Below are 20,625 nucleotides of genomic sequence, written 5' to 3'. Positions count from 1 at the left end.
GGAGCTAGGTGACCAGAGAGACGGAGGTCGAGCGACGCAGCTTGCCCGACGACGTCTTCGGGATGCTGCCCGGGCCCAGCACGACGACGTTGCGCGGCCGCATCTCGACCTCGGCGACGACCTCGTGTGCGACCTGATGCTCGATGCGGCGCACTTCGGCCGGGTCCTGCCAGGCGTTGGACTCGACGGCGACGGCGAACGTCTCGCGGGAATGTCCCGCATCGAGGCGCACGGCCACCGCACAACCGGGCCGTACCCCTTCGACGCGTCCGGCCGCCCGCTCGATGTCGGTCGGGTAGATGTTGCGACCGGCCATGATGATGACGTCCTTGACGCGGCCGCAGACCACGACGTGGCCTTCTTCGGTCAGGTAGCCTAGGTCACCGGTGTCGTACCAGCCGTGCTCGTCCTGCGCCGGGATGAACCCGCCCATCGTCATGTAGCCGGGCGTGACGCACTCGCCACGCAACTCGATCACGCCGACCCCGCGGGGCGGCATCACGTTGCCGTGATCGTCGATGACGCGGGCTTCCAGATCGGTCAGCAGAGGCCCCAGGTCGGCGAGCCGCTTGGTGTTGCCCTTGGTCGCCGGCACAGCGCGGCGCAGCGCGGCCAGCAGGTCGGCGTCGACCTCGTCGACGACCAGGCCGGCGTTGCACGGCGAGAACGACACGGCAAGACAGGTCTCGGCCATGCCGTAGGCCGGCAGGATGGCCGACGGCTTCAACCCGAACGGCTTGCCGGCGTCGATGAGGTCTTCGACGTCCCCGGGCTCGACGGGCTCGGCGCCCGAGAGCGCGAACCGCAGCGTCGACAGGTCGAAATCGCCCTGCTTTGCCTGGCGACGCAGGCGCTTGGCCAGCAGCGCGTAGGCGAAGTTCGGCGCCGCGGTCATCGTGCCCTTGTACTTGTCGATGAGCTTGGCCCACAGCAGCGTGTCGCGCAGGAAGTCCATCGGCGTGACCTTGACCAGCTCGGCGCCGAAGTACATCGGGATGGTCAGGAAGCCGACCATGCCCATGTCGTGGAAGCAGGGCAGCCAGCTCACCATCACGTCTTTGTCGACGTCGTACTGCGCGCCGATGAACATCGCCTCGGCGTTGGAGTGGATGTTGCGGTGCGTGATCTGCACGGCTTTGGGCGAGCCCGTCGAACCCGACGTCAGCTGCATCAGCGCCAGCTCGTCCTCGCCCACCTCGATCGGATCGATCGGATCGGCGGCGAGCAGATCGGTGACGGTGAGGACGGTGATGCCTTTCTCCTCCAGCACCGGGATCGCCACGAGGAACGGATCGGAGACGATCACGGCCTTGGCCTCGATCATGCTGATCACGTTCATGGTGTCTTCGGACCACATCACCAGATCGGTGCGGGGCGTGGGCTGGTGCAGCATCGTCAGGCTGGCGCCGCGCATCCACAGGCCCTGGGCGGTCGGGGCGATCTCCACCGGAAGGCCGGCGAGCACGCCGACTGCGTCGCCGAGTCCGACACCCGCTGCGGCGAGGCCACCGGCGATGCGCCGCGCGCGCTCGTGCACCTCACCCCAGGTGTGGCGGACCGGCTCGTGGGGCTCGCCGGTCACCATGCCCCGGGTGCTCGTACGGGCGTTGAAGTACATCTTCTCGGTGAATCTGCTCACGACGACCTCCTCGCCGACATCTGCTGATGTGCACATGCCCGTTTGCCATGTTCCGCCTGTTGAGCGGCCTTTTCATGCAGGCGCGCACACATTAATGCAGCGGTTGTGTCTCGAATCGGTGATGGTCCGTTCCGGCCATGCGCGCGGCGGCCCGAGCCTCGGCCGCGTCCAAGGTGGCGCCCTGCGTCGATGACGACGAGGGAACCTGACGCGTCCACTGCTTGACCGCTAGCTCTCACCGTCGATCATCTTAGAAGACTCTTAAGTAACTGCCAAACGGGTGTCGAGTTTGAGGGATTAGTCACAGCTGTCGGCGCCGGTCACTCAGGCCGACGGCGTCGCACTCGGCACCACCCGAGCGCCGTGCACCGGCCCGCTGGCCACGCGCACCGTCCGGCACACACCAGCTCCGGCCAGCTCCGTACCGACGTCGACGGCCGACCCCGCCGACGTGCACAGGAACGCGCACGTCGGCCCGGAGCCGGAGACCACCCCGGCCAACGCGCCGGCCTCGACGCCCGCCCGCAGGGTGCGACGCAAGCCCGGATCCAGCGTCAGCGCTGCCGGCGCCAGATCGTTGCCCAGCAGCGGGGCCAGCGTTGCTGGGTCACCCGTGGCCAGCGCCGCCAGCACCGGCTCTGCGGACTCCAGCCGGGGCGGCAGGGCGTGCTCCTGCGCCTCGCGCAGCCGATCGATCTCACTGAACACCTTTGCGGTCGACAGCCCACCGTCTGAGAACGCCAGCACCCAGTGAAAAGTGTTGCGAGTCAACACCGTTGCCAATTCCTCGCCGCGTCCGGTGCCGAGCGCGGTACCGCCGTGCAGCGCGAAGGGCACATCGGAGCCCAACTGGGCAGCCAGGGCGTGCAGGTCCCGGCGGGGCACTCCCAGCTCCCACAGTTCGTTCATCGCGACCAGAACGGCGGCGGCGTCGGCGCTGCCGCCCGCCATTCCGCCGGCGACCGGGATCGTCTTGTCGATGGCGATCGCGACGTCGGGCGCGCGCCCGACGTGCTCGGCCATCAGCTCGGCCGCCCGCCACGCGAGGTTGCGCTCGTCGGTCGGCAATGATTCCGCGCCTTCCCCACTGATCTGGAGGCTCAGCACATCGGCGGTCGTCACCGTCACCTCGTCGAGGAGCGAGACGGCATGGAACACCGTGGACAACTCGTGGTAACCGTCGGGCCGGCGATCGCCGACCTCCAGGTACAGGTTGACCTTGCCGGGCACCCGAACCGTGACCGAACCGGTGGGAACCCACTCGGGGGCGGTATTACCGTCGCGCGCGGACACCGAACGACCCTAACGCCGCGGCAAAGCGCGGGTGAACCCTACTCTGGGAACGTGCTTTCGCCGGGGGACCGCTTCGAGGGCTACACCGTGGATGCGGTGGTGGGTCGCGGAGGCACGTCAACCGTCTACCGGGCGCGCGAGATCCGGACCCCTGGGCGCACCGTGGCACTGAAGATGCTGACCGATTTTCCGCCCCACCCCGGGGACGCCGACCGACTGGAGCGAGAATTCGCGCTCGGCCGCAGGCTCGTCCACCCCCACATCGCGACGGTGCTCGACCACGGACCTGGGTGGCTGGCGATGGAGTTCATGGCGGGCGGTCCTGCCACGAATCTGCCGACGCGGCCCGACCGCCTCACTGCCTTGGCCCAGATCGCGGGAGCGCTGGACTACCTGCACGAGCACGGTGTCGTGCATTGCGACGTCAAGCCCGCGAACATGCTGCTGCGCGCGGAATTCGGCGAGCACGGGGCGGCGCTCGCCGACTTCGGCTCGGCCCATGTACTCGGCGAGGCGGTGCCACCGCGCACCACCCATGTGACCGCGTCGCTGCCGTATTCTGCGCCCGAATTGCTGCTCGGGCACCCGGTCAGTGCGGCCACCGACGAGTACGGCCTGGTGTGCAGCGCTGTCGAGCTGTTGACCGGAGCGCCGCCGTTCATCGCTGCGACCGCGATGGGCCTCACCGCAGCCCAGCTGTCCAGTCCACCGCCCCGGTTGTCACGCCGGATCGCTTGGCTACCTCACGCTTTCGACTCCATCGTCGCCAAGGCACTGGCCAAACAACCGGCCATGCGCTATCCCACCTGCGCCGAGCCGATCGCGCTGATTACCCGCCTGCTCCGGCCGTGAAACCTGAAAATCATTCCCGCTCTTCGTAACCCACGCTTAACGTCGGTGAATTCTGCTGTGACACGCCTGGGGCTAGCGTCCTCGTCCATGACTGCCGTAGAGTACGACAATTCAGCCCTCGCCCACGAGGAAGAGGGCTACCACAAAGGATTGAAACCGCGCCAGCTGCAGATGATCGCGATCGGCGGCGCCATCGGTACCGGCCTCTTCATGGGCGCCGGAGGCCGACTCAACTCAGCCGGGCCCGGCCTCTTCATCGTCTACGCCGTCTGCGGCGTATTCGTCTTCTTCATCTTGCGCGCCCTGGGCGAGCTGGTGCTGCACCGTCCGTCGTCAGGATCGTTCGTCTCGTACGCGCGCGAATTCCTCGGTGAGAAGGCCGCTTTCGTCGCCGGATGGATGTACTTCTTCAACTGGGCCTGCACGTCGATCGTCGACGTCACCGCGATCGCGCTCTACATGCACTACTGGGGTGCGTTCAAGGCGGTCCCGCAGTGGACGATCGCGCTCATCGCACTGGTGATCGTGCTGGCGGTGAACATGATCTCGGTCAAGGTGTTCGGGGAGATGGAGTTCTGGGCCGCGCTGATCAAGGTCATCGCACTGGTGACCTTCCTCGTCGTCGGCATCGTCTTTCTCGCGGGCCGCTTCGACATCGAGGGCCAACCGACCGGCTTGTCCGTCATCTCAAACAGCGGCGGCATCCTGCCGACCGGCGCGCTGGCACTGGTCCTCGTCACGTCGGGCGTCATCTTCGCTTATGCCGCAGTGGAATTGGTGGGGACGGCCGCAGGCGAGACGGAGAACCCCGAGAAGGTGATGCCGAAGGCCATCAACTCGGTGGTGTTCCGCATCGCGATCTTCTACGTCGGTTCACTGATCCTGCTGGCACTCATGCTGCCCTACACCACCTACAAGCAGGGCGAGAGTCCGTTCGTCACGTTCTTCTCCAAGATCGGCGTGCCCGCGGCCGGGGACATCATGAACTTCGTCGTGCTGACCGCAGCGATGTCGAGCCTCAACGCGGGCCTGTACTCCACGGGCCGCATCCTGCGCTCGATGTCGCTCAACGGCAGCGCGCCGCAGTTCACCTCGCGCATGACCAAGCGGGGCGTGCCCTTCGCCGGCATCGCGCTGACCGCGGTGTTCACCGTGGTCGGCGTGTTCCTCAATCTCGTCGTGCCCGCCGAAGCGTTCAACATCGCACTCGACCTCTCGGCGCTGGGCATCATCGCGTCCTGGGCCACGATCGTGATCTGCCAGATCCAGCTCTACCGCTGGTCGAAGAAGGGCATCCTCGAGCGACCGTCGTTCCGGCTGTGGGGCACGCCCTACACGAGCTACGCAACCCTGGTGTTCCTGTTCGCCGTCACGGCACTCATGTGCTACGAGAACTACTGGAACCTGGTGGCGCTGGTCGTCCTGGTGCCCGCGCTGGTCATCGGCTGGTTCCTGGTGCGCACACGAGTCATGGCGATCGCACGTGAGCGGATCGGCATCACCGGTAACTACCCGATCGCCGCGCAGACACCACTGATGAACGAGTACCTGGAACGCGACAATCCGAAGCCGAAGACCGACGACGGTCCCGGTACTACTGAGAGGTGACCTGGGCGTCGAGCTCGTCGGAGGTGGCCTCGGCGGAAACCGCCGGGGCCTCCTTCGGCACGACGTGCCAATCAGCATTGCGCTGCAGCAGCCGCACGAAGTCCGCGATGGCCAGCGTCTCGCCGCGACGAGACGGATCGATGCTGGCAGCCAACAGACGGCTCGCAGACTCGTTGCCCGAGCCCGCCCACTCGGCGAACGCGTTGCGCGCGGTCTTACGACGCTGGGCGAACGCGACGTCGACGAGCTCGAACACCTGCTCGCGGAACTCGGTGTCGGTCGGCCACTGCGAGGTCTCGTAGCGGTCGATCCGCACCAGCCCGGAGTACACGCGCGGGATGGGCCAGAACACGGTGGGCGACACCATGCCGTAGCGGCGCACATTGCCGAAGAACCGCACCTTGGCGCTGGGCACGCCATAGTCCTTGCCGCCGGGCTCGGCGGCAAGGCGCTCCGCGACCTCGGCCTGCACCATCACCATCACCGTGCGAATGGACGGGAACTCGGCAAGGAGGTGCAACAGTGCAGGTACAGCAACGTTGTAGGGCAGATTGGCGACCAGCGCGGTAGGCTCGTCATCGAGGTCCTCGCGGCGGAACGTGAGGATGTCCCGGTTGAGCACCTTGAGTCGATTGATCTCGCTGTGCGAATGGCTGGCGATCGTCTTGGGCAGCTGTTCTGCCAGCACCGGATCGATCTCCACGGCCGTCACCCGCGAGCCCCTGTCGAGCAGGGCCAGCGTCAACGAACCGAGACCGGGGCCGACCTCCAACACGTGATCGTTGCGATTCACGCCCGACGCGGACACGATGCGGCGCACCGTGTTGGCATCATGAACGAAGTTCTGACCGAACGATTTGCGGGGGCGGAAGTCTATCGACTTTGCCAAGTGACGAATCTCAGTTCGCCCGAGCAGCCGAATTGTCATGACGCACCGATCCTTCCACTACAGACCGGCCACGCACCCCATCCCTGGCGCGCCCTGGTCACTTCAGCAATTGCGATCTGCTCTTCCCTCGTTGCCAGATCTGCACGCTGAGCATACCTCAGACCACCGTTGCGTTCCCAGGTGTTTTGATCAAATTGCACACCACCAAAAAATCCGTTGCCTGTGTTGATCCCCCAATTACCTCCGGCTTCGCACCGGGCGAGGGCATCCCACTGGCCCGAATTGGACACCGGCGGCACCTCGGTCCCGGGCTTCGCGCCGATGCGCAGGACCCCGTCGCGGGCAGGAACGACGATGACATTGGCTACTGGCATTCTGCCTGTTTCGGCGCCGTTTACGCGGGCAACGGCGAATGTCACGTCCTGGGTGCCCGGCATTCCGGGATCCTCCACGACCTGCCGGCTCATGTTGAGCGTGACGTCGGGAATCTGCTGATTGTTCGGGGCGAGCGGCAGCCGCTCGGTGACTTTCTCGATACGCACCCGGGTGACCGTGATCCGCATGCCGTCGACGATGGCAGCCGACGGTGCTGGATTCACGATGTCACTTTGCTGAAGCGGCGCCCCGGCGGCATCGAGCAGCGCCGCGACATTCGCCGCCGCAAGGCGTACGGTGCGCACCGCGCCGCCGTCGTCGAGCTGAACTGTTTTGGGGCTCACCACCGGAAGCGCCATCCCGCCGAGGGGAACGCGGCTGCCGCGGGAGGCGGCCAGCGGCGCCTTGTCGGTCATCCGCAGCTGGGCGAGCGCCTCCTGCACCGTCGACGCCGTTGTCCACACCTGCTCGGTGCCGCCGCCGTCGGTGGAAATCTCGAGCGGGCGGCTGCGCCGCAAAACGATGGTGTCGGCCTGGTGGACAGGCGTGTCGGCGGCCGGGAACAGGTCGTCGCGCTCCCCGACGTCGAAGCCGTTTTCTTTCACGACATCGATGACGCGGCTCTTCATCGTCGGCACCGTCATCGACGCACCATCGATGGTGAGCGTGACCGTCTTGTGCATCGCAACGGCTGCACTGCCCGCGAAGACCAGGGCTAGCAAAGTCGCCAGGACAAGTGCTCGCAAGACAGGCGAGCGCGTCTGATGAAGTCTGGTGATGGCATTCACGATGTCGTCGACCCCAACTTCTTCACCGCGCGCAGCTGCTCTGCGCGCGCGTGCATTATCACAGGACGGTAACGAATAGGCCTACGCACAGCAACTTTGCAGGCCGTAGACACGCTCCGCCGTCACCGAAGAGCTGTCGGCGACCACCTCAGGCGCCCTGCCGACGACGTCGGCCAGCGCACGAACAGTGTAAGGGAGGCAATAGGGCTCATTCGGCGCCCCACGGAAGGGGTGCGGGGTGAGAAACGGTGCGTCGGTCTCCACGAGCAGCTGGTCGCCGGGAATCAGCTGAGCGGCTTCTCGCAGCGCATGGGCGTTTTTGAAGCTGACCGTGCCCGACAGGCTCAGCAGCCAGCCCTCGCCGACACAGGTCCGCGCCATCGCCGCATCGGAGGAAAAGCAGTGGAAGATCACACTCTCGGGTGCGCCTTCGGCCCGCAGGACGTCGAGCACGTCGGCATCGGCGTCGCGATTGTGGATCATCAGCGGCTTACCCACGCGTTTGGCGAGATCGATGTGCCAGGCGAAGGCCTCCCGCTGCACCGAGGGCTCGGCGCACCCCTCCAGACGTCCCGGCCAGTACAGGTCGAGCCCGGTCTCGCCGATCGCCACGACCCGCGGATGCCCCGCGAGCGTCTCGAGCTCCGCCCGCGCGTCCTCGGTCAGCGCGCCGGCGCGGGTCGGGTGCAGCGCGACCGCGGCGTACACCCGCGGGTCCCACCCGGCCGCGTCGACTGCCCACCGTGCCGAATCCAGATCGTCGGCGATCGTGACCACAGCGCGTACGCCCACGCTCTCCGCCCGGTCGAGGATCGTCCGCACGTCGTCAGGCGTGCGTGCTCCGCACGCGTCGAGGTGGGTGTGCGCGTCGACCAGCGGGGACAGAGGCTCGGGAAGCGGCGGCGGCTCGCGCCGCTGTCGGGAGGAGGAGCTCACTGTCCACACCTTAGGGTGAAGCACAAATGAGCGAGCCTTACTACGTCACGACGGCGATCGCGTACCCCAACGGTGACCCGCACGTCGGACATGCCTACGAATACATCGCCACCGACGCCATCGCCCGCTTCAAGCGGCTCGACGGCTTCGACGTCCGCTTTCTCACCGGCACCGACGTGCACGGACTGAAGATGGCCGAGACCGCCGCGCGGGAAGGCGTACCGACCGTCGAACTCGCCCGGCGCAACTCCGACGTCTTCGAACAGCTGCAACGCAAGCTGAACGTCTCGTTCGACCGCTTCATCCGCACCAGCGACGCCGATCACTACGAGGCGTCCAAGGCGATCTGGCGCCGCATGGTCGACGCAGGCGACGTCTACCTCGACGCGTACGCAGGCTGGTATTCGGTGCGAGACGAGCGCTTCTTCGCCGAGAACGAGACCGTGGTCGGCGACGAAGGGGTTCGCACCTCCATCGAGACCGGCACGCCGGTGACGTGGACCGAGGAGGAGACGTACTTCTTCCGGCTGTCCGCCTACACCGATCGACTGCTCGCGCTCTACAGCGAGCACCCGGGGTTCATCGAGCCGGACGTACGCCGCAACGAGATCGTCAGCTTCGTCTCGGGTGGTCTGCGCGACCTGTCGATCTCGCGCACGACGTTCGACTGGGGCGTTCCTGTGCCCGATCACCCCGATCACGTCATGTACGTGTGGGTCGACGCGCTGACCAACTACCTGACCGGCGTCGGATTCCCCGACACCGAATCCGAGCTCTACCGCCGCTACTGGCCGGCCGACCTGCACATGATCGGCAAGGACATCATCCGGTTCCACACGGTGTACTGGCCCGCGTTCCTGATGTCGGCGGGGATCGAGCTGCCGAAGAAGGTCTTCGCGCACGGCTTCCTGTTCAACCGCGGCGAGAAGATGAGCAAGTCGGTCGGCAACGTCGTGGACCCCCACGACCTGGTCGACACGTTCGGTGTCGACCAGGTGCGCTACTTCCTGCTCCGCGAGGTGCCCTTCGGCCAGGACGGCAGCTACAGCGAGGACGGCATCGTCGCGCGGATCAACGCCGACCTGGCCAACGAGTTCGGCAACCTCGCGCAGCGCTCGCTGTCGATGGTGGCCAAGAACCTCGACAGCGTGGTGCCTGAACCCGGCGAGTTCACCGCCGAGGACCTGGAGTTGCTGACCGCCGCCGACGGGCTCCTGGAGCGGGTGCGCGGGCACTACGACGCCACGGCGATGCACCTGGCGCTGGAGGCGATCTGGTCGGTGCTCGGGGCGGCCAACCGCTACTTCTCGGCGCAGGAGCCATGGGTGTTGCGCAAGACGGACCCGCAGCGCTTCGCGACGGTGCTCTACACCACGCTCGAGGTGGTCCGGATCGCGACGCTGCTCAGCCAGCCCGTGATGCCGGAGTCGATGGCACGACTGCTCGACCTTCTCGGCCAGCCCGCCGATCAGCGGTCCTTCTCGTCGGTTCCCGTCAGGCTCACGCCCGGTGTCGTTCTGCCGGCGCCGAGCGGCGTCTTCCCGCGCTACCAGGCCGACGACAAGGTGTGATACGCATCACGTCGTGTCACACGGAGGCGGTCAGCGGTGTCTCGAGGTCACAAGCCCTCGGACCAAGGAGACACCATGACCGAACCCCAGCCCCGCATCGTCGTGATCGGTGGCGGCTACGCCGGCGTGATGGCCGCCAACCGGCTGATGTCACGTGACGATCTGGCGGTGACACTGGTGAACCCGCGGCCACGATTCGTGGAGCGGATCCGGCTGCACCAAATGGCCGTCGGAAACCACGACGCGGTCCTGCCGTTCGACCGCGTGCTCAACGCCGGCGTGCGCGTCGTCGTCGACAGCGTCATGCACATCGACGCCGCCACCCGCAGCCTCGCGCTGTCCTCGGGCGGCCAGCTCGAGTACGACTACCTCGTCTACGCCGCTGGCAGCACCGCCGCGGCGCCGGCCTCGGTGCCGGGTGCGGCGGAGTTCGCCTACCCGATCAGCGAGTGGGAACAGGCGGACGCTCTGCGCGCACGGCTGGCCGACGTGGCCCTGCCGGCGCCGATCGTCGTGGTCGGGGCGGGCTTGACCGGCATCGAGGCAGCGGCCGAACTCGCCGAGGCCGGTCGTGCCGTCACACTGGTGAGCACCCAGATCGGGCCGTCGCTGAGCCGGCCCGGCCGCCGCTCGGTGACCACCCGCCTGCGCCGGCTGGGCGTGACGATGATCGACGGGGCCGCGGCGTCGGTCACCGCGGTGGGGCCCGACCACGTGGTCCTCGCCGACGGCCGGCGGCTCGCCAGCGCGGTGACCGTGTGGAGCGCCGGCTTCGGAGTTCCCGCGCTGGCCGCCACCAGCGGGCTGACCACCGACGGGATGGGTCGGTTGGTCACCGACGAGACGTACACCAGCGTCGACGACGACCACATCGTCGGCGCCGGAGACGCCGCCGCCCCGTCGCGGCAGCCGTACCGGATGAGCTGCCAGGCGAGTCTTCCGATGGGTGTGCTGGCCGCCGACACCGTGCTCGCTCGGCTGGCAGGCTCCGAGCCCGCAGAACGGTCGGTCCCGATGACCGCGCAGTGCATCAGCCTCGGTCGGCGCGCGGGAACCCTGCAGCTGCAGCGCAAAGACGACACGCCTCTGCCGCTGTTCATCGGGGGACGCGCGGGCGCGGTCATCAAGGAGCAGGTGTGCCGGTGGACGGTGAAGTGGATGGCAGGAGAAGCGGGTGATCCCGGCTCCTACCGGTCGCTCAACGGTCCCTCACGGGAGGCCGAGCCTCTGACCGAGACGGCCGGCAGCCGATGACCGAACACGCTGAGCGGTTCACCGCGCTGCGCCCGCTGCTGTTCACGATCGCCTACGAAATCCTGGGCAGTGCAACAGAATCCGATGACGTTCTACAGGAGAGCTATCTGCGGTGGGCGCAGGTCGAGCTGAGCGGGGTGGCCGACACCAAGGCCTACCTCGCCCAGCTCGTCACCCGGCAGGCGCTCAACGCGCTGCGGGCCCAGTCCCGGCGCAAGGAGACCTACGTCGGCCCGTGGCTGCCCGAGCCGCTGCTGACGGAGGCCGACCCGTCGGCGGATGTGGTGCTGGCCGAGTCGGTGTCGATGGCGATGCTCGTGGTGTTGGAGACGCTGAGCCCCGACGAACGGGCAGTCTTCGTGCTGCGCGAGGTGTTCGGCTTCGACCACGACGAGATCGCCTCGACCATCGGTAAGTCGACGGCCGCGGTGCGCCAGATGGCCCACCGCGCTCGGCAACACGTGCAATCCCGACGGAAACGCTTCGAGCCCGTCGACCCGCAGTACTCCGCGGAACTGACCACTCAGTTCTTCACTGCGGCGGCGACCGGTGACCTCGACGGCCTGATGGCGATGCTCACGCCGGACGTCGTGTGGACCGCCGACAGCGACGGCAAGGTGAGCGCGGCGCGCCGCCCCGTGGCGGGTGCCGAACGCGTCGCCCGGTTGGTCATGGGCCTGGTTCGGCTGGGCGGGCCCGAAGGCCGCGTCGAACCGGCCGTGTACAACAGCGCGCCGGCGCTGGTGCTCTACACCGGCGACCGGCTCGAGGGCGTGGTGCTGATCGAGGTGAGCGACGGCAAGATCGCGAACTTCTACGCGATGCGCAACCCCGAGAAGCTCGCCACGGTGATGGTGCCGCGACGCATCGGCAGATAATGAGGCGGTGCGTACCGACCGGCTGGGCCCCCTCGGCGCTGCGCCGTCGGTGCTGCGCGCCCTCGCGATCGCCACTGCACAGCGCGGGCTGGCTCCACCGGCTGCCCTGATCGGCGACTGGTTCGGCTCCCGTGCCGTGATCGCGCCCAGCGTGATCGTGTCTCCGGTACCCGCCGGCTCGGCATTCGACGTGGCGTCCGGATCGCGCGGTGACGGCCCCGTGGGCGGCGGGTGGTTCGGGTACCTGTCCTACCCCGATCCGGGTGCGGACGGGTGCGGACCGCGGCTGCCCGAGGCGGCGGGCGGCTGGTCGGATTCCGTGTTGCGGTGCGACGCCGACGGTACCTGGTGGCACGAAAGCCTCAGCGGGGCTTCGGTATCCACGTGGGTGGTCGATGCTCTGCGAACGCGCCCCGACGCGAGGCCGGCCACCGTCACGTGGCGCGACGCCGATCGAGAGGCCCACCAACGCGGGGTGCACGCGTGCCTGGAGGCGATCGCCGCGGGCGAGGTCTACCAAGCGTGCGTGTGCACGCAATTCCGCGGCGCCCTGCACGGCGAGCCGGTGGACTTCTTCGTCGACGCGGTCGCGCGCACCGCGCCTTCGCGGGCCGCGTTCATGTCGGGAGACTGGGGTGCCGTCGCGTCGCTCTCCCCGGAGCTCTTCCTGCGTCGATGCGGCGAGGCCGTCACCTCGAGCCCGATCAAAGGCACGCTGCCCCGTCACGCGGATCCGGCCGCGCTGCGCGCGTCGGTCAAAGACGTCGCGGAGAACATCATGATCGTCGATCTGGTGCGCAACGACCTGGGCCGAGTCGCCCGCACGGGCAGCGTCGTCGTCCCCGAGCTCCTCGCCGTCCGACCTGCACCGGGAGTGTGGCACCTGGTGTCGACGGTGTCGGCGCAGGTTCCGCTCGACGTGTCGACGGCGGCGATCCTGGCGGCGACGTTCCCGCCGGCCTCCGTCACCGGTACGCCAAAGACCCGGGCTCGGGAACTCCTGCGGCAGTGGGAACCGCACCGCCGTGGAATCTACTGTGGCACAGTCGGTTTGGCATCCCCCGAGGCGGGATGCGAGCTGAACGTCGCGATCCGCACCGTCGAGTTCACCGCGAACGGCGATGCCGTGCTGGGCGTCGGGGGCGGCATCACCGCGGACTCCGATCCCCTTATGGAGTGGGAGGAGTGCCTCCACAAGGCGGCACCGATCGTGGACGCCGATCTGCGCGATGAGCCGCCGGTGGTCTCGACGCGCTGATCAGCGGCTGTTGAAGAAGCCATCGATCAAGGCTCCCAGGCCGGCCGCCAACCTCCCCCGCCGCGACGGCGCGGGCACCTCTGCGACCACAGGCTCGGCGCGGCGCGATGCCCCACGGAACCACCCAGAACCAATGGGTGGAATAGCCCGGCTTGCACTCCACCGAGGCGATGGCACCCAACGGAACAACCAACGGCGACAACGCTTTCTGTTCCGCGGTCGCCACGGAGCCGACGTGTTCGAAGGTGAGCGTCTGAGCCGCCACATCGAGCACCACGCTGCCCGATGAACTCTCGAGTCTGCACAGATCGTCGTGCGTCATCCGCTGATTGTGCCCCGTTCTAGCTTCGGGAGCGCAGCACCGCGTCGTAGAGCTCCCGTCGTGACGGTGCACCGGGATGGGCCGCCACCACCTGGGCACACGCGTCCTTGACCCGCAGGCCGTCCTCGTCGACGAGCCGGATCACCTCGGCAACCAGCGCCTCGGGATCAGCCGTCGGGGTGGCCCCCGCGAGCACCACGGTGATCTCCCCGAGCACCGGATCGGCGGCCCAGGTCGCGAGCTCACCGAGTGTCCCCCGCACGATCTCCTCGTGGGTCTTGGTCAGCTCACGGCACACCACCGCCCGCCGCTGCGCACCGAGCACCGCGACCGCGTCCTGCAGACACTCACCGAGCCTGCGAGGGGATTCGAAGAACACACAGGTGCGCGTCTCGTTCGCCAGGCTCTGCAACCACGTCGTGCGCGCCGCCGTCTTGCGCGGCGCGAAACCCTCGAAGCAGAACCGCTCCGACGGCAGCCCGGCGACGGCCAACGCCGTCGTCACCGCCGACGGTCCCGGCAGGCAGTGCACCGGCAGGCCGGCGTCCACGCAGGCTGCCACCATCCGGTAGCCCGGGTCGCTGATCAGCGGCATCCCGGCGTCGCTGACCAGCAGCACCGTGGCGCCGCCGCGGATGTCTTCGAGCAGCGCGGGCACCCGCGACGCCTCGTTCTGGTCGTACAGGCTGACGATGCGCCCGATCGGCCGAACCTCGAGCGCGGTCGCGAGCGTACGGACCCGCCGCGTGTCCTCGGCGGCGATCACATCGGCGCTGGCCAGCGCGCGGATGAGCCGGTTCGAGGCATCTGACGGCTGACCCAGCGGCGTCGCGCCGACCAGCAGTCGTCCGACGGTCATGCCCCACAGCCTACGATCGCAGGCGTGACCGCCCCGCCCGACGAGCTCGTTGTCGCGCGCCGTGCGGTGCCGGTCGTCTCCCCCGGGCCGCTGGTACCGGTGGCCGACTTCGGGCCGCTGGACAGGTTCCGCGGCTGGGCGATGACCCTGGTGATCACCGCGCTGGCCGCGGTGACACGGTTCCTCAACCTCGGCTCCCCCACCGACGCAGGGACCCCGATCTTCGACGAGAAGCACTACGCGCCGCAGGCCTGGCAGATGCTGCACAACCACGGCGTGGAGGACAACCCGGGCTATGGCCTGGTGGTGCACCCGCCCGTGGGTAAGCAGATGATCGCCCTCGGTGAGGCGATCTTCGGCTACACCGGGATGGGGTGGCGGTTCACCGGCGCGCTGTGTGGCGTGGTCATGGTGCTGCTGGTCGTCCGCATCACCCGCCGGATCAGCCGCTCCACGCTCGTCGGCGGCCTCGCCGGACTGCTGCTGATCGCCGACGGCGTGTCGTTCGTGATCGCCCGCACCGCGCTGCTGGACATCTTCCTGGTGTTCTTCGTCGTCGCCGCGTTCGGTTGCCTGATCGTCGACCGCGACCAGGTCCGAGAACGCATGCACGTCGCGCTGATGGCCGGCCGGGTCGCCGAGACGCGCTGGGGGCCGCGACTCGGCGTGCGCTGGTGGCGTTTCGGCGCGGGGGTGCTGCTCGGCCTGGCCTGCGCCACGAAATGGTCGGGGTTGTACTTCGTGCTGTTCTTCGGGGTCATGAGCGTGGCCTTCGACGTGGCCGCGCGCAAGCAGTACCGGGTGCAGCGGCCGTGGCGCGGCACGCTGCGCCGCGACGTCGGGCCGTCGCTGTATGCGCTGGTGGCCGTCCCGTTCGGCGTGTACCTGGCGTCGTATGCGATGTGGTTCGCCTCCGAGACCGGGGTGAACCGCTACGAGGTCGGGCGCTCGATAGGGCCCGACAGCGTGGTTCCGCTGCCCGATGCGATCCGCTCACTGTGGCACTACACCTACGCGGCCTTCCGCTTTCACTCCGGGCTGACCAACGCCGACGGCAACCATCACCCGTGGGAGTCCAAGCCGTGGACGTGGCCGATGTCGCTGCGCCCGGTGCTGTACGCGATCACCAACCAGGACGTCCCCGGCTGTGGCGCACAGTCGTGTGTCAAGGCCGTGCTGCTCGTCGGCACACCGGCGATGTGGTTTCTCGCCGTCCCCGTTCTGGTGTGGACGCTGTGGCGCGCCTTCGTGAGGCGCGACTGGCGGTACGCGGTGCTGCTGGTCGGGTATGGCGCCGGCTTCCTGCCGTGGTTCGCCGACATCGACCGGCAGATGTACTTCTTCTACGCCGCGACCATGGCGCCGTTCCTGATCATGATGATCGCGATGATCCTCGGCGACATCCTGCATGCGCCACGGCAGAGCGCCGAACGGCGAACGCTCGGACTACTCGTCGTCAGCTGCTATGTGGCGCTGGTGATCACGAACTTCGCGTGGCTCTACCCGGTCCTGACGGGTCTGCCCATCTCGCAGGGCACATGGAACATGCAGATCTGGCTGCCGTCCTGGCGTTAGAGCGGGTCGCGGGCGGCTGGGCACGACATACAGCGAGGCCCGCCGCGGCCGGTACCGAGTTCCGACGCCGAGATCGCGAGCACCTCGATACCCGAATCCCGCAGCCGCGCATTGGTTTCGGTGTTGCGCTCGTAGGCGACCACCACCCCCGGGGCCAGCGCCAAGGTGTTGTTGCCGTCGTCCCACTGCTCCCGCTCGGCGGTCACCGGGTCGAGTCCGGTGTCGATGACGCGTAGCTTGCCGATGCCCATCGCGTCGGCGGCGACGTCGACGAACGGGGCAGCGCGGTCGATGCGCACGCCGTCAGCGGACTGGCGGATCGGGAACGCGGTCAGCGAGTCGACGATGTTCGGGTACATCACCACCGCATCCTTGTCGACCATCGTGCACACGGTGTCCAGATGCATCTGCGCGCGCTCCTGCGCGATGGGCACCGCCAGCACGGTGTGTGCCAGACCGTCGTCGAACAGGCTGCGCGCCAACGCTTCTGCACCCGCGGGTGTGGTGCGCTCCCCCACTCCGACCGCCACCACACCTGGGCCGAGCAGCAGCACGTCGCCGCCCTCGACCGGGGCCGAGCGGGATTCGTAGGCGCGACGCACCCCGAGGAAGCGCGGATGGTGTGCATAGATCAGATCGGTCAGCGACGTCTCCCGCACGCGCGCGTGCATCGACAGGGATGTGATCGCGACCCGCGGCCCGATCCAGAACGACGAATCGCGGGTGAACAGCAGGTTGGGCAGCGGGTCGATCACGAAGTCCCCGCCGTGATGCATGCGCCGCACCAGGGACAGCTCGTTCTCCCCGAACGGCAGCTCGTCGAACGTCATGCCCGCCATCAGCACATGGGCCAACGCACCGGCGTCCAGGGTGCGCAGGTACATCGAGAGTTCCTGCGCCAGAGGCGCTCCCAGCCGCCGCGCATCGACGGCCGCGGAGATGCCGTGCATGCGGGCCGCGCCGCTGTGGGCGAGCGCCTGGCTGAGCAAATCCCCCAGCAGCAGCACCTCGACCCCGCGCGACCGCAGCAGATCGGCGAACGCATCGTGTTCTTCCTGGGCTCGCCCCACCCACGGCAGCCCGTCGAACAGCAGCGTGTCGTTGTTGCGCGGCGTCAGCCGTTTCAGTTCGGCGCCGGGCCGGTGCAGGATCACCGTCCGCAGCGTGCCGACCTCCGAATTGCACCCGAGCACCGCGTCTGTCACAACTAGCACCGTAGCGGGAAAGCGACCTCAACTAGGGTTTACCTATGACCAGGGCGCAAGAGCTCACACCGGGTGAGATGTCGGTGCGCAGCGGCGTGGCGGTCTCGGCGCTGCACTTCTACGAACGCGAGGGCCTCATCTCGTGTCGCCGGACGAGCGGCAACCAGCGCCGCTACGCCCGGGAGACGCTGCGCCGGGTGGCGTTCATCCGGATGTCGCAGCGCCTCGGCATCCCGCTGGCCCGCATCCGCGAGGCGCTGGCGACACTGCCGAACGACCGCACGCCGACGAGCAAGGACTGGGCACGGCTGTCCGCGGGTTGGCGCGACGATCTCGACCAGCGCATCGTGCACCTCGAGAGGCTCCGCGACAATCTCGCCGGCTGCATCGGGTGCGGGTGCCTGTCGTTGAAGACGTGCACGCTCGCCAACCCCGACGACATGCTCGCCGCCCAGGGTCCGGGCGCCGCGCGCCTGTAGGCGGGATCGAACGTCTGTGCGATAAGGTGGCGGCCATGGAGCAGGCGGTGCAGAGCTCTCTGTTCGACCAGGCCGACCGGCGCGAGCTCGGCAACGGGGCGTGGCTGGAGGTGCGCTCCGGCTGGCTCGCGCAGGACGGCGTCAGCGACGACGGGCTCTTCGCCGAGCTGCGCGAGACGATCCCGTGGCGGTCCGAACGGCGGCAGATGTACGACCGGGTGCTCGACGTGCCACGGCTCGTCAGCTTCCACCACCTGCTCGACGAACCGGCGCCTCATCCGCGCCTGAAGCAGCTCCGGCGGCGGCTCAACGACGCGTACGCCGGCGAGCTCGGCGAACCGTTCGTCACCGCGGGCCTCTGCCTGTACCGCGACGGCAACGACAGCGTCGCGTGGCACGGAGACAACATCGGCCGCAGCCGCACCGACGACACCATGGTCGCCATCGTCGGCCTCGGTGCGACGCGCGTGTTCGCGTTACGTCCGCGCGGCGGCGGGCCGTCCCTGCGCATCCGCCACGGCCACGGCGATCTGCTGGTGATGGGCGGTTCCTGCCAACGCACGTGGGAGCACGCGATTCCCAAGACCGCTCGGCCGACGGGCGCCCGGATCAGCATCCAGTTCCGGCCTCACGACGTTCGCTAGCCCTTGACGAGTGAGACGGCCTGCGTGACGAGGTCGCGCGCGCGCCCGGTGTCGATGTGCGCGACGGGCCGATCGGCCTGCACGAGCGGGTTCGCGGTGACGATCACGATGAACGTGCCGAAGTGGGCGACGTAGTTGTAGAGCTCGCCGGTGCGCGGCCCCTCGGCGGTGATCGTCTGCAGCACTCGATGGGTGCCGACGGTCTGCACGCCGTCGATGTCGGGCGCATCCACCACTTCGACGAGCCCGCGGATTCCCGCCCCGGCGAGTGTGACCTTGCGGCACTGGTCGCTGGGTGTCGGCACCGGAACCTGCTCGGAGGTCTCGACGGCGATCACGACGTAGCGGACACCCTCGCCCTCGGCGGTCAGCGCGGCCATGTTGCCCTTGACGTCGGCAGGAACGGTCTGCTGCTGGGCGACCTTGCCGCAGTCGGCGGGGTCGAAAGTCAGTCCGGCAGGCAGCTTTTGGCCGCCGAGCAGGCGCGGGTCGATTGCTGCGGGACCGGCGTCCTTCACGGTGAACGGCGCGGGGAACTCGCTTTTGAGTTCTTTGACGCGAGTGATGTCGGCGTGGGAGTAATCCTCGGAAGTCCCTCCACCGCACGATGCCAGCAGGCCCGCGCACAGCAGCAGGGGCACTGACTTCGAGTACGACATCGCTCGTCAATGTACCCGCCGCCACTGCACCCGGGGCAGTCCGCTCAGCCGCGCAGCGCAGCCACGGTTTCGGTGAGCAGGTGCGCTGCGAAGTCCGGCGGCAGGGCGGGTTGCGGCGAGCCGGGATCGGTGACGACCGACACCAGGCACACGTGCCGCCCCAGAACGGCGACGAATGTCTGTGCATGCAAGCGTGTTTCGGTGCCGCCCTCGACGACGGTGACCGCGTCGGTCCGCATCCCGACGACGTCGGAGTCGGCGACGACGGGGGCCGGCACGCCGACGACGGTGGCCGTCGTCGGACCCGCGGTCACGGTCCATCTGCCGCAGTCCCGCGGCAGGGCGTGCCCGCCCGCTGGCACACCGGCGACCACGGCGTACGCGATGCCCCCGGGCCCGGAGGCCGACCACCCCCGCGTGGTCGCCGGATCGGCGGACGGGGCGCCCAGCGCGGCGCACTGCGGCGGGTCCGTTACAGCGGGCATCCGCATGCCCCACAGCGACACCGGTGCCGGCAGGCCCTGGTAGGCGGTGATCTCGTAGCCGTCGGGCAGTGTCGCTCGGCTGCGTTCGATGCGCGCCGGGTTGATCGACGCCGCGGCCTTCGCCGCAGAGGGTGTGACCGCGGTCGGCGCGGGGGCGGAACCGCAGGCGGTCAGCACCGCCGTCATCGCCACAGCAACCACGCCGGACGCGAACCGCACGGGCTGTTGATACCACGCAGGCGAGCCGGCGAGAACGAGCGACACCACCTCGCCGGGCGACAATCGACTCGATCGGCAGCCCTGGCGGTTATGCTCGCGCTGCCCATCGGCCGACAGGAGACAACATGACCACCACTGCGCGGGCCGGGCTCATCGCGCTGGCCACCCTCACTCTCGGCGTCGGACTGTCGGCCTGCTCCAACGACACGTCGGGCAGCGCGTCCAGCGCGTCGTCGTCGGCGACATCGTCGTCGGCGTCATCGTCCTCGTCTGCGGAGGCTGCCCCGCCCACGTCGTCGACACCGCCCGCGCCGATCGTGACTCTCGCCGACTACATCCGCGACAACAACATCGTCGAGACCCCGGTGATGCCTGGCGATGCCGGCTCGCCGACGATCGAGCTGCCCACCCTCGAAGGCTGGGAGGACATGGGCGGCAACGCCCCCGAGGGCTCGTACTCGGCCATGGCCTTCACCGGCGACCCGGCCGCCGCGGCCGACCCCGCGACCGTCATCACCAAGGTGGTCAAGCTGACCGGCAACGTCGACCCCGCGAAGGTGCTCGAGGTGGCGTCCGGTGAACTGCGCGCCCTGCCGGGATTCGACGGTCCCGACGCCGGGCAGCCCAACAAGCTCAGCGGCTTCGACGCGACGGTCATCGGCGGGACCTACACCAAGGACGGTGCGCCGCGGATGGTCGCCCAGAAGACCGTGGCGATCCCCGGCCAGGAGGGCCTCTACGTGTTGCAGATCAACGCCGAGGGCACCCCGGACGAGGCGAACGCGCTGATGGATGCGACGTCAGCGATCGACGACCAGGCGAAGATCACGCCCTAGC

General features: G+C 68.5%; 19 protein-coding genes. 10 read left to right on the top strand and 9 right to left on the bottom strand.

Annotated elements, in window-relative coordinates; all coding sequences use genetic code 11:
• Positions 1 to 4 precede the first annotated feature (4 nt).
• Both ACZYYX_RS14900 and ACZYYX_RS14895 read right to left on the bottom strand, forming a co-directional pair.
• Positions 5 to 1,639: a fatty acyl-AMP ligase gene (locus ACZYYX_RS14900; RefSeq protein ID WP_463815288.1), complete on the bottom strand. Its 1,635-nt coding sequence runs from the start codon at positions 1,637 to 1,639 to the stop codon at positions 5 to 7.
• Between the two features lie 324 nt (positions 1,640 to 1,963).
• Complete coding sequence (locus ACZYYX_RS14895) at positions 1,964 to 2,932, bottom strand: 4-(cytidine 5'-diphospho)-2-C-methyl-D-erythritol kinase (protein WP_463815287.1); 969 nt, start codon at positions 2,930 to 2,932, stop codon at positions 1,964 to 1,966.
• Positions 2,933 to 2,983: 51 nt separating this feature from the next.
• Here ACZYYX_RS14895 and ACZYYX_RS14890 point away from each other — a divergent pair, with 51 nt between their 5' ends.
• Both ACZYYX_RS14890 and ACZYYX_RS14885 read left to right on the top strand, forming a co-directional pair.
• Positions 2,984 to 3,784 carry a serine/threonine-protein kinase gene (locus ACZYYX_RS14890; protein WP_463815286.1) on the top strand — a complete coding sequence of 267 codons (801 nt, stop codon included), beginning with the start codon at positions 2,984 to 2,986 and terminating at the stop codon, positions 3,782 to 3,784.
• Positions 3,785 to 3,871: 87 nt separating this feature from the next.
• Positions 3,872 to 5,392, top strand: coding sequence for an amino acid permease (locus ACZYYX_RS14885; protein WP_463815285.1), 1,521 nt, complete (start codon positions 3,872 to 3,874; stop codon positions 5,390 to 5,392).
• Here ACZYYX_RS14885 and rsmA read toward each other — a convergent pair.
• The 3 genes from rsmA to ACZYYX_RS14870 form a co-directional block, all read right to left on the bottom strand.
• Positions 5,379 to 6,320: a 16S rRNA (adenine(1518)-N(6)/adenine(1519)-N(6))-dimethyltransferase RsmA gene (rsmA, locus tag ACZYYX_RS14880; RefSeq protein WP_463815284.1), complete on the bottom strand. Its 942-nt coding sequence runs from the start codon at positions 6,318 to 6,320 to the stop codon at positions 5,379 to 5,381. The genes ACZYYX_RS14885 and rsmA overlap by 14 nt on opposite strands.
• A complete protein-coding gene (locus ACZYYX_RS14875) occupies positions 6,317 to 7,444 on the bottom strand; it encodes a transglycosylase family protein (RefSeq protein WP_463815283.1) in 1,128 nt (375 codons plus the stop codon). The genes rsmA and ACZYYX_RS14875 overlap by 4 nt, the downstream gene beginning before the upstream one ends.
• Positions 7,445 to 7,525: 81 nt before the next feature.
• On the bottom strand, positions 7,526 to 8,389 hold the full coding sequence (locus ACZYYX_RS14870) for a TatD family hydrolase (RefSeq protein ID WP_463815282.1): 864 nt from the start codon (positions 8,387 to 8,389) through the stop codon (positions 7,526 to 7,528).
• 17 nt (positions 8,390 to 8,406) lie between these two features.
• Between ACZYYX_RS14870 and metG the strand changes: the two genes are divergently transcribed.
• The 4 genes from metG (at position 8,407) to ACZYYX_RS14850 (ending at position 13,341) form a co-directional block, all read left to right on the top strand.
• Complete coding sequence (metG, locus tag ACZYYX_RS14865; protein WP_463815280.1) at positions 8,407 to 9,951, top strand: methionine--tRNA ligase; 1,545 nt, start codon at positions 8,407 to 8,409, stop codon at positions 9,949 to 9,951.
• A gap of 75 nt (positions 9,952 to 10,026) precedes the next feature.
• The gene (locus ACZYYX_RS14860; protein WP_463815279.1) at positions 10,027 to 11,205 is read left to right on the top strand and encodes an NAD(P)/FAD-dependent oxidoreductase; all 1,179 of its coding nucleotides are present in this window, start codon (positions 10,027 to 10,029) and stop codon (positions 11,203 to 11,205) included.
• Entirely contained in the window at positions 11,202 to 12,083 is an 882-nt protein-coding gene (locus tag ACZYYX_RS14855) for an RNA polymerase sigma-70 factor (RefSeq protein ID WP_463815278.1), read from the top strand. The genes ACZYYX_RS14860 and ACZYYX_RS14855 overlap by 4 nt, the downstream gene beginning before the upstream one ends.
• A 7-nt stretch (positions 12,084 to 12,090) precedes the next feature.
• Positions 12,091 to 13,341, top strand: a complete 1,251-nt coding sequence (locus tag ACZYYX_RS14850) for an aminodeoxychorismate synthase component I (protein WP_463815277.1) — start codon at positions 12,091 to 12,093, stop codon at positions 13,339 to 13,341.
• Positions 13,342 to 13,682: 341 nt separating this feature from the next.
• Here the strand turns inward: ACZYYX_RS14850 and rsmI are convergent, their stop codons facing one another.
• Positions 13,683 to 14,522, bottom strand: a complete 840-nt coding sequence (rsmI, locus tag ACZYYX_RS14845; RefSeq protein ID WP_463815276.1) for a 16S rRNA (cytidine(1402)-2'-O)-methyltransferase — start codon at positions 14,520 to 14,522, stop codon at positions 13,683 to 13,685.
• A gap of 66 nt (positions 14,523 to 14,588) precedes the next feature.
• On the opposite strand from rsmI, the gene ACZYYX_RS14840 reads away from it, so the two are divergent.
• On the top strand, positions 14,589 to 16,097 hold the full coding sequence (locus ACZYYX_RS14840; RefSeq protein ID WP_463815811.1) for a dolichyl-phosphate-mannose--protein mannosyltransferase: 1,509 nt from the start codon (positions 14,589 to 14,591) through the stop codon (positions 16,095 to 16,097).
• Here ACZYYX_RS14840 and arcA read toward each other — a convergent pair.
• On the bottom strand, positions 16,094 to 17,302 hold the full coding sequence (arcA, locus tag ACZYYX_RS14835) for an arginine deiminase (protein WP_463815275.1): 1,209 nt from the start codon (positions 17,300 to 17,302) through the stop codon (positions 16,094 to 16,096). The two genes, ACZYYX_RS14840 and arcA, sit on opposite strands and share 4 nt — an antisense overlap.
• A 44-nt stretch (positions 17,303 to 17,346) precedes the next feature.
• On the opposite strand from arcA, the gene soxR reads away from it, so the two are divergent.
• Together soxR and ACZYYX_RS14825 are read left to right on the top strand one after the other, a co-directional pair.
• Entirely contained in the window at positions 17,347 to 17,781 is a 435-nt protein-coding gene (soxR, locus tag ACZYYX_RS14830; protein ID WP_335330734.1) for a redox-sensitive transcriptional activator SoxR, read from the top strand.
• Between the two features lie 35 nt (positions 17,782 to 17,816).
• Positions 17,817 to 18,425 carry an alpha-ketoglutarate-dependent dioxygenase AlkB gene (locus tag ACZYYX_RS14825; RefSeq protein ID WP_463815274.1) on the top strand — a complete coding sequence of 203 codons (609 nt, stop codon included), beginning with the start codon at positions 17,817 to 17,819 and terminating at the stop codon, positions 18,423 to 18,425.
• On the opposite strand, the gene ACZYYX_RS14820 is transcribed toward ACZYYX_RS14825, so the two are convergent.
• Complete coding sequence (locus tag ACZYYX_RS14820; protein ID WP_463815273.1) at positions 18,422 to 19,084, bottom strand: DUF5642 family protein; 663 nt, start codon at positions 19,082 to 19,084, stop codon at positions 18,422 to 18,424. The genes ACZYYX_RS14825 and ACZYYX_RS14820 overlap by 4 nt on opposite strands.
• Before the next feature lie 44 nt (positions 19,085 to 19,128).
• Positions 19,129 to 19,788: a DUF5642 family protein gene (locus ACZYYX_RS14815; RefSeq protein WP_463815272.1), complete on the bottom strand. Its 660-nt coding sequence runs from the start codon at positions 19,786 to 19,788 to the stop codon at positions 19,129 to 19,131.
• A 125-nt stretch (positions 19,789 to 19,913) separates the two neighbouring features.
• On the opposite strand from ACZYYX_RS14815, the gene lpqN reads away from it, so the two are divergent.
• On the top strand, positions 19,914 to 20,624 hold the full coding sequence (lpqN, locus tag ACZYYX_RS14810; RefSeq protein WP_463815271.1) for an envelope biogenesis lipoprotein LpqN: 711 nt from the start codon (positions 19,914 to 19,916) through the stop codon (positions 20,622 to 20,624).
• Position 20,625 lies beyond the last annotated feature (1 nt).

Source organism: Mycobacterium sp. IDUB_1, assembly GCF_055419625.1.
The sequence above is the reverse complement of the archived record's forward strand: the minus strand, read 5'-3'. Positions and strand labels throughout refer to the sequence as shown.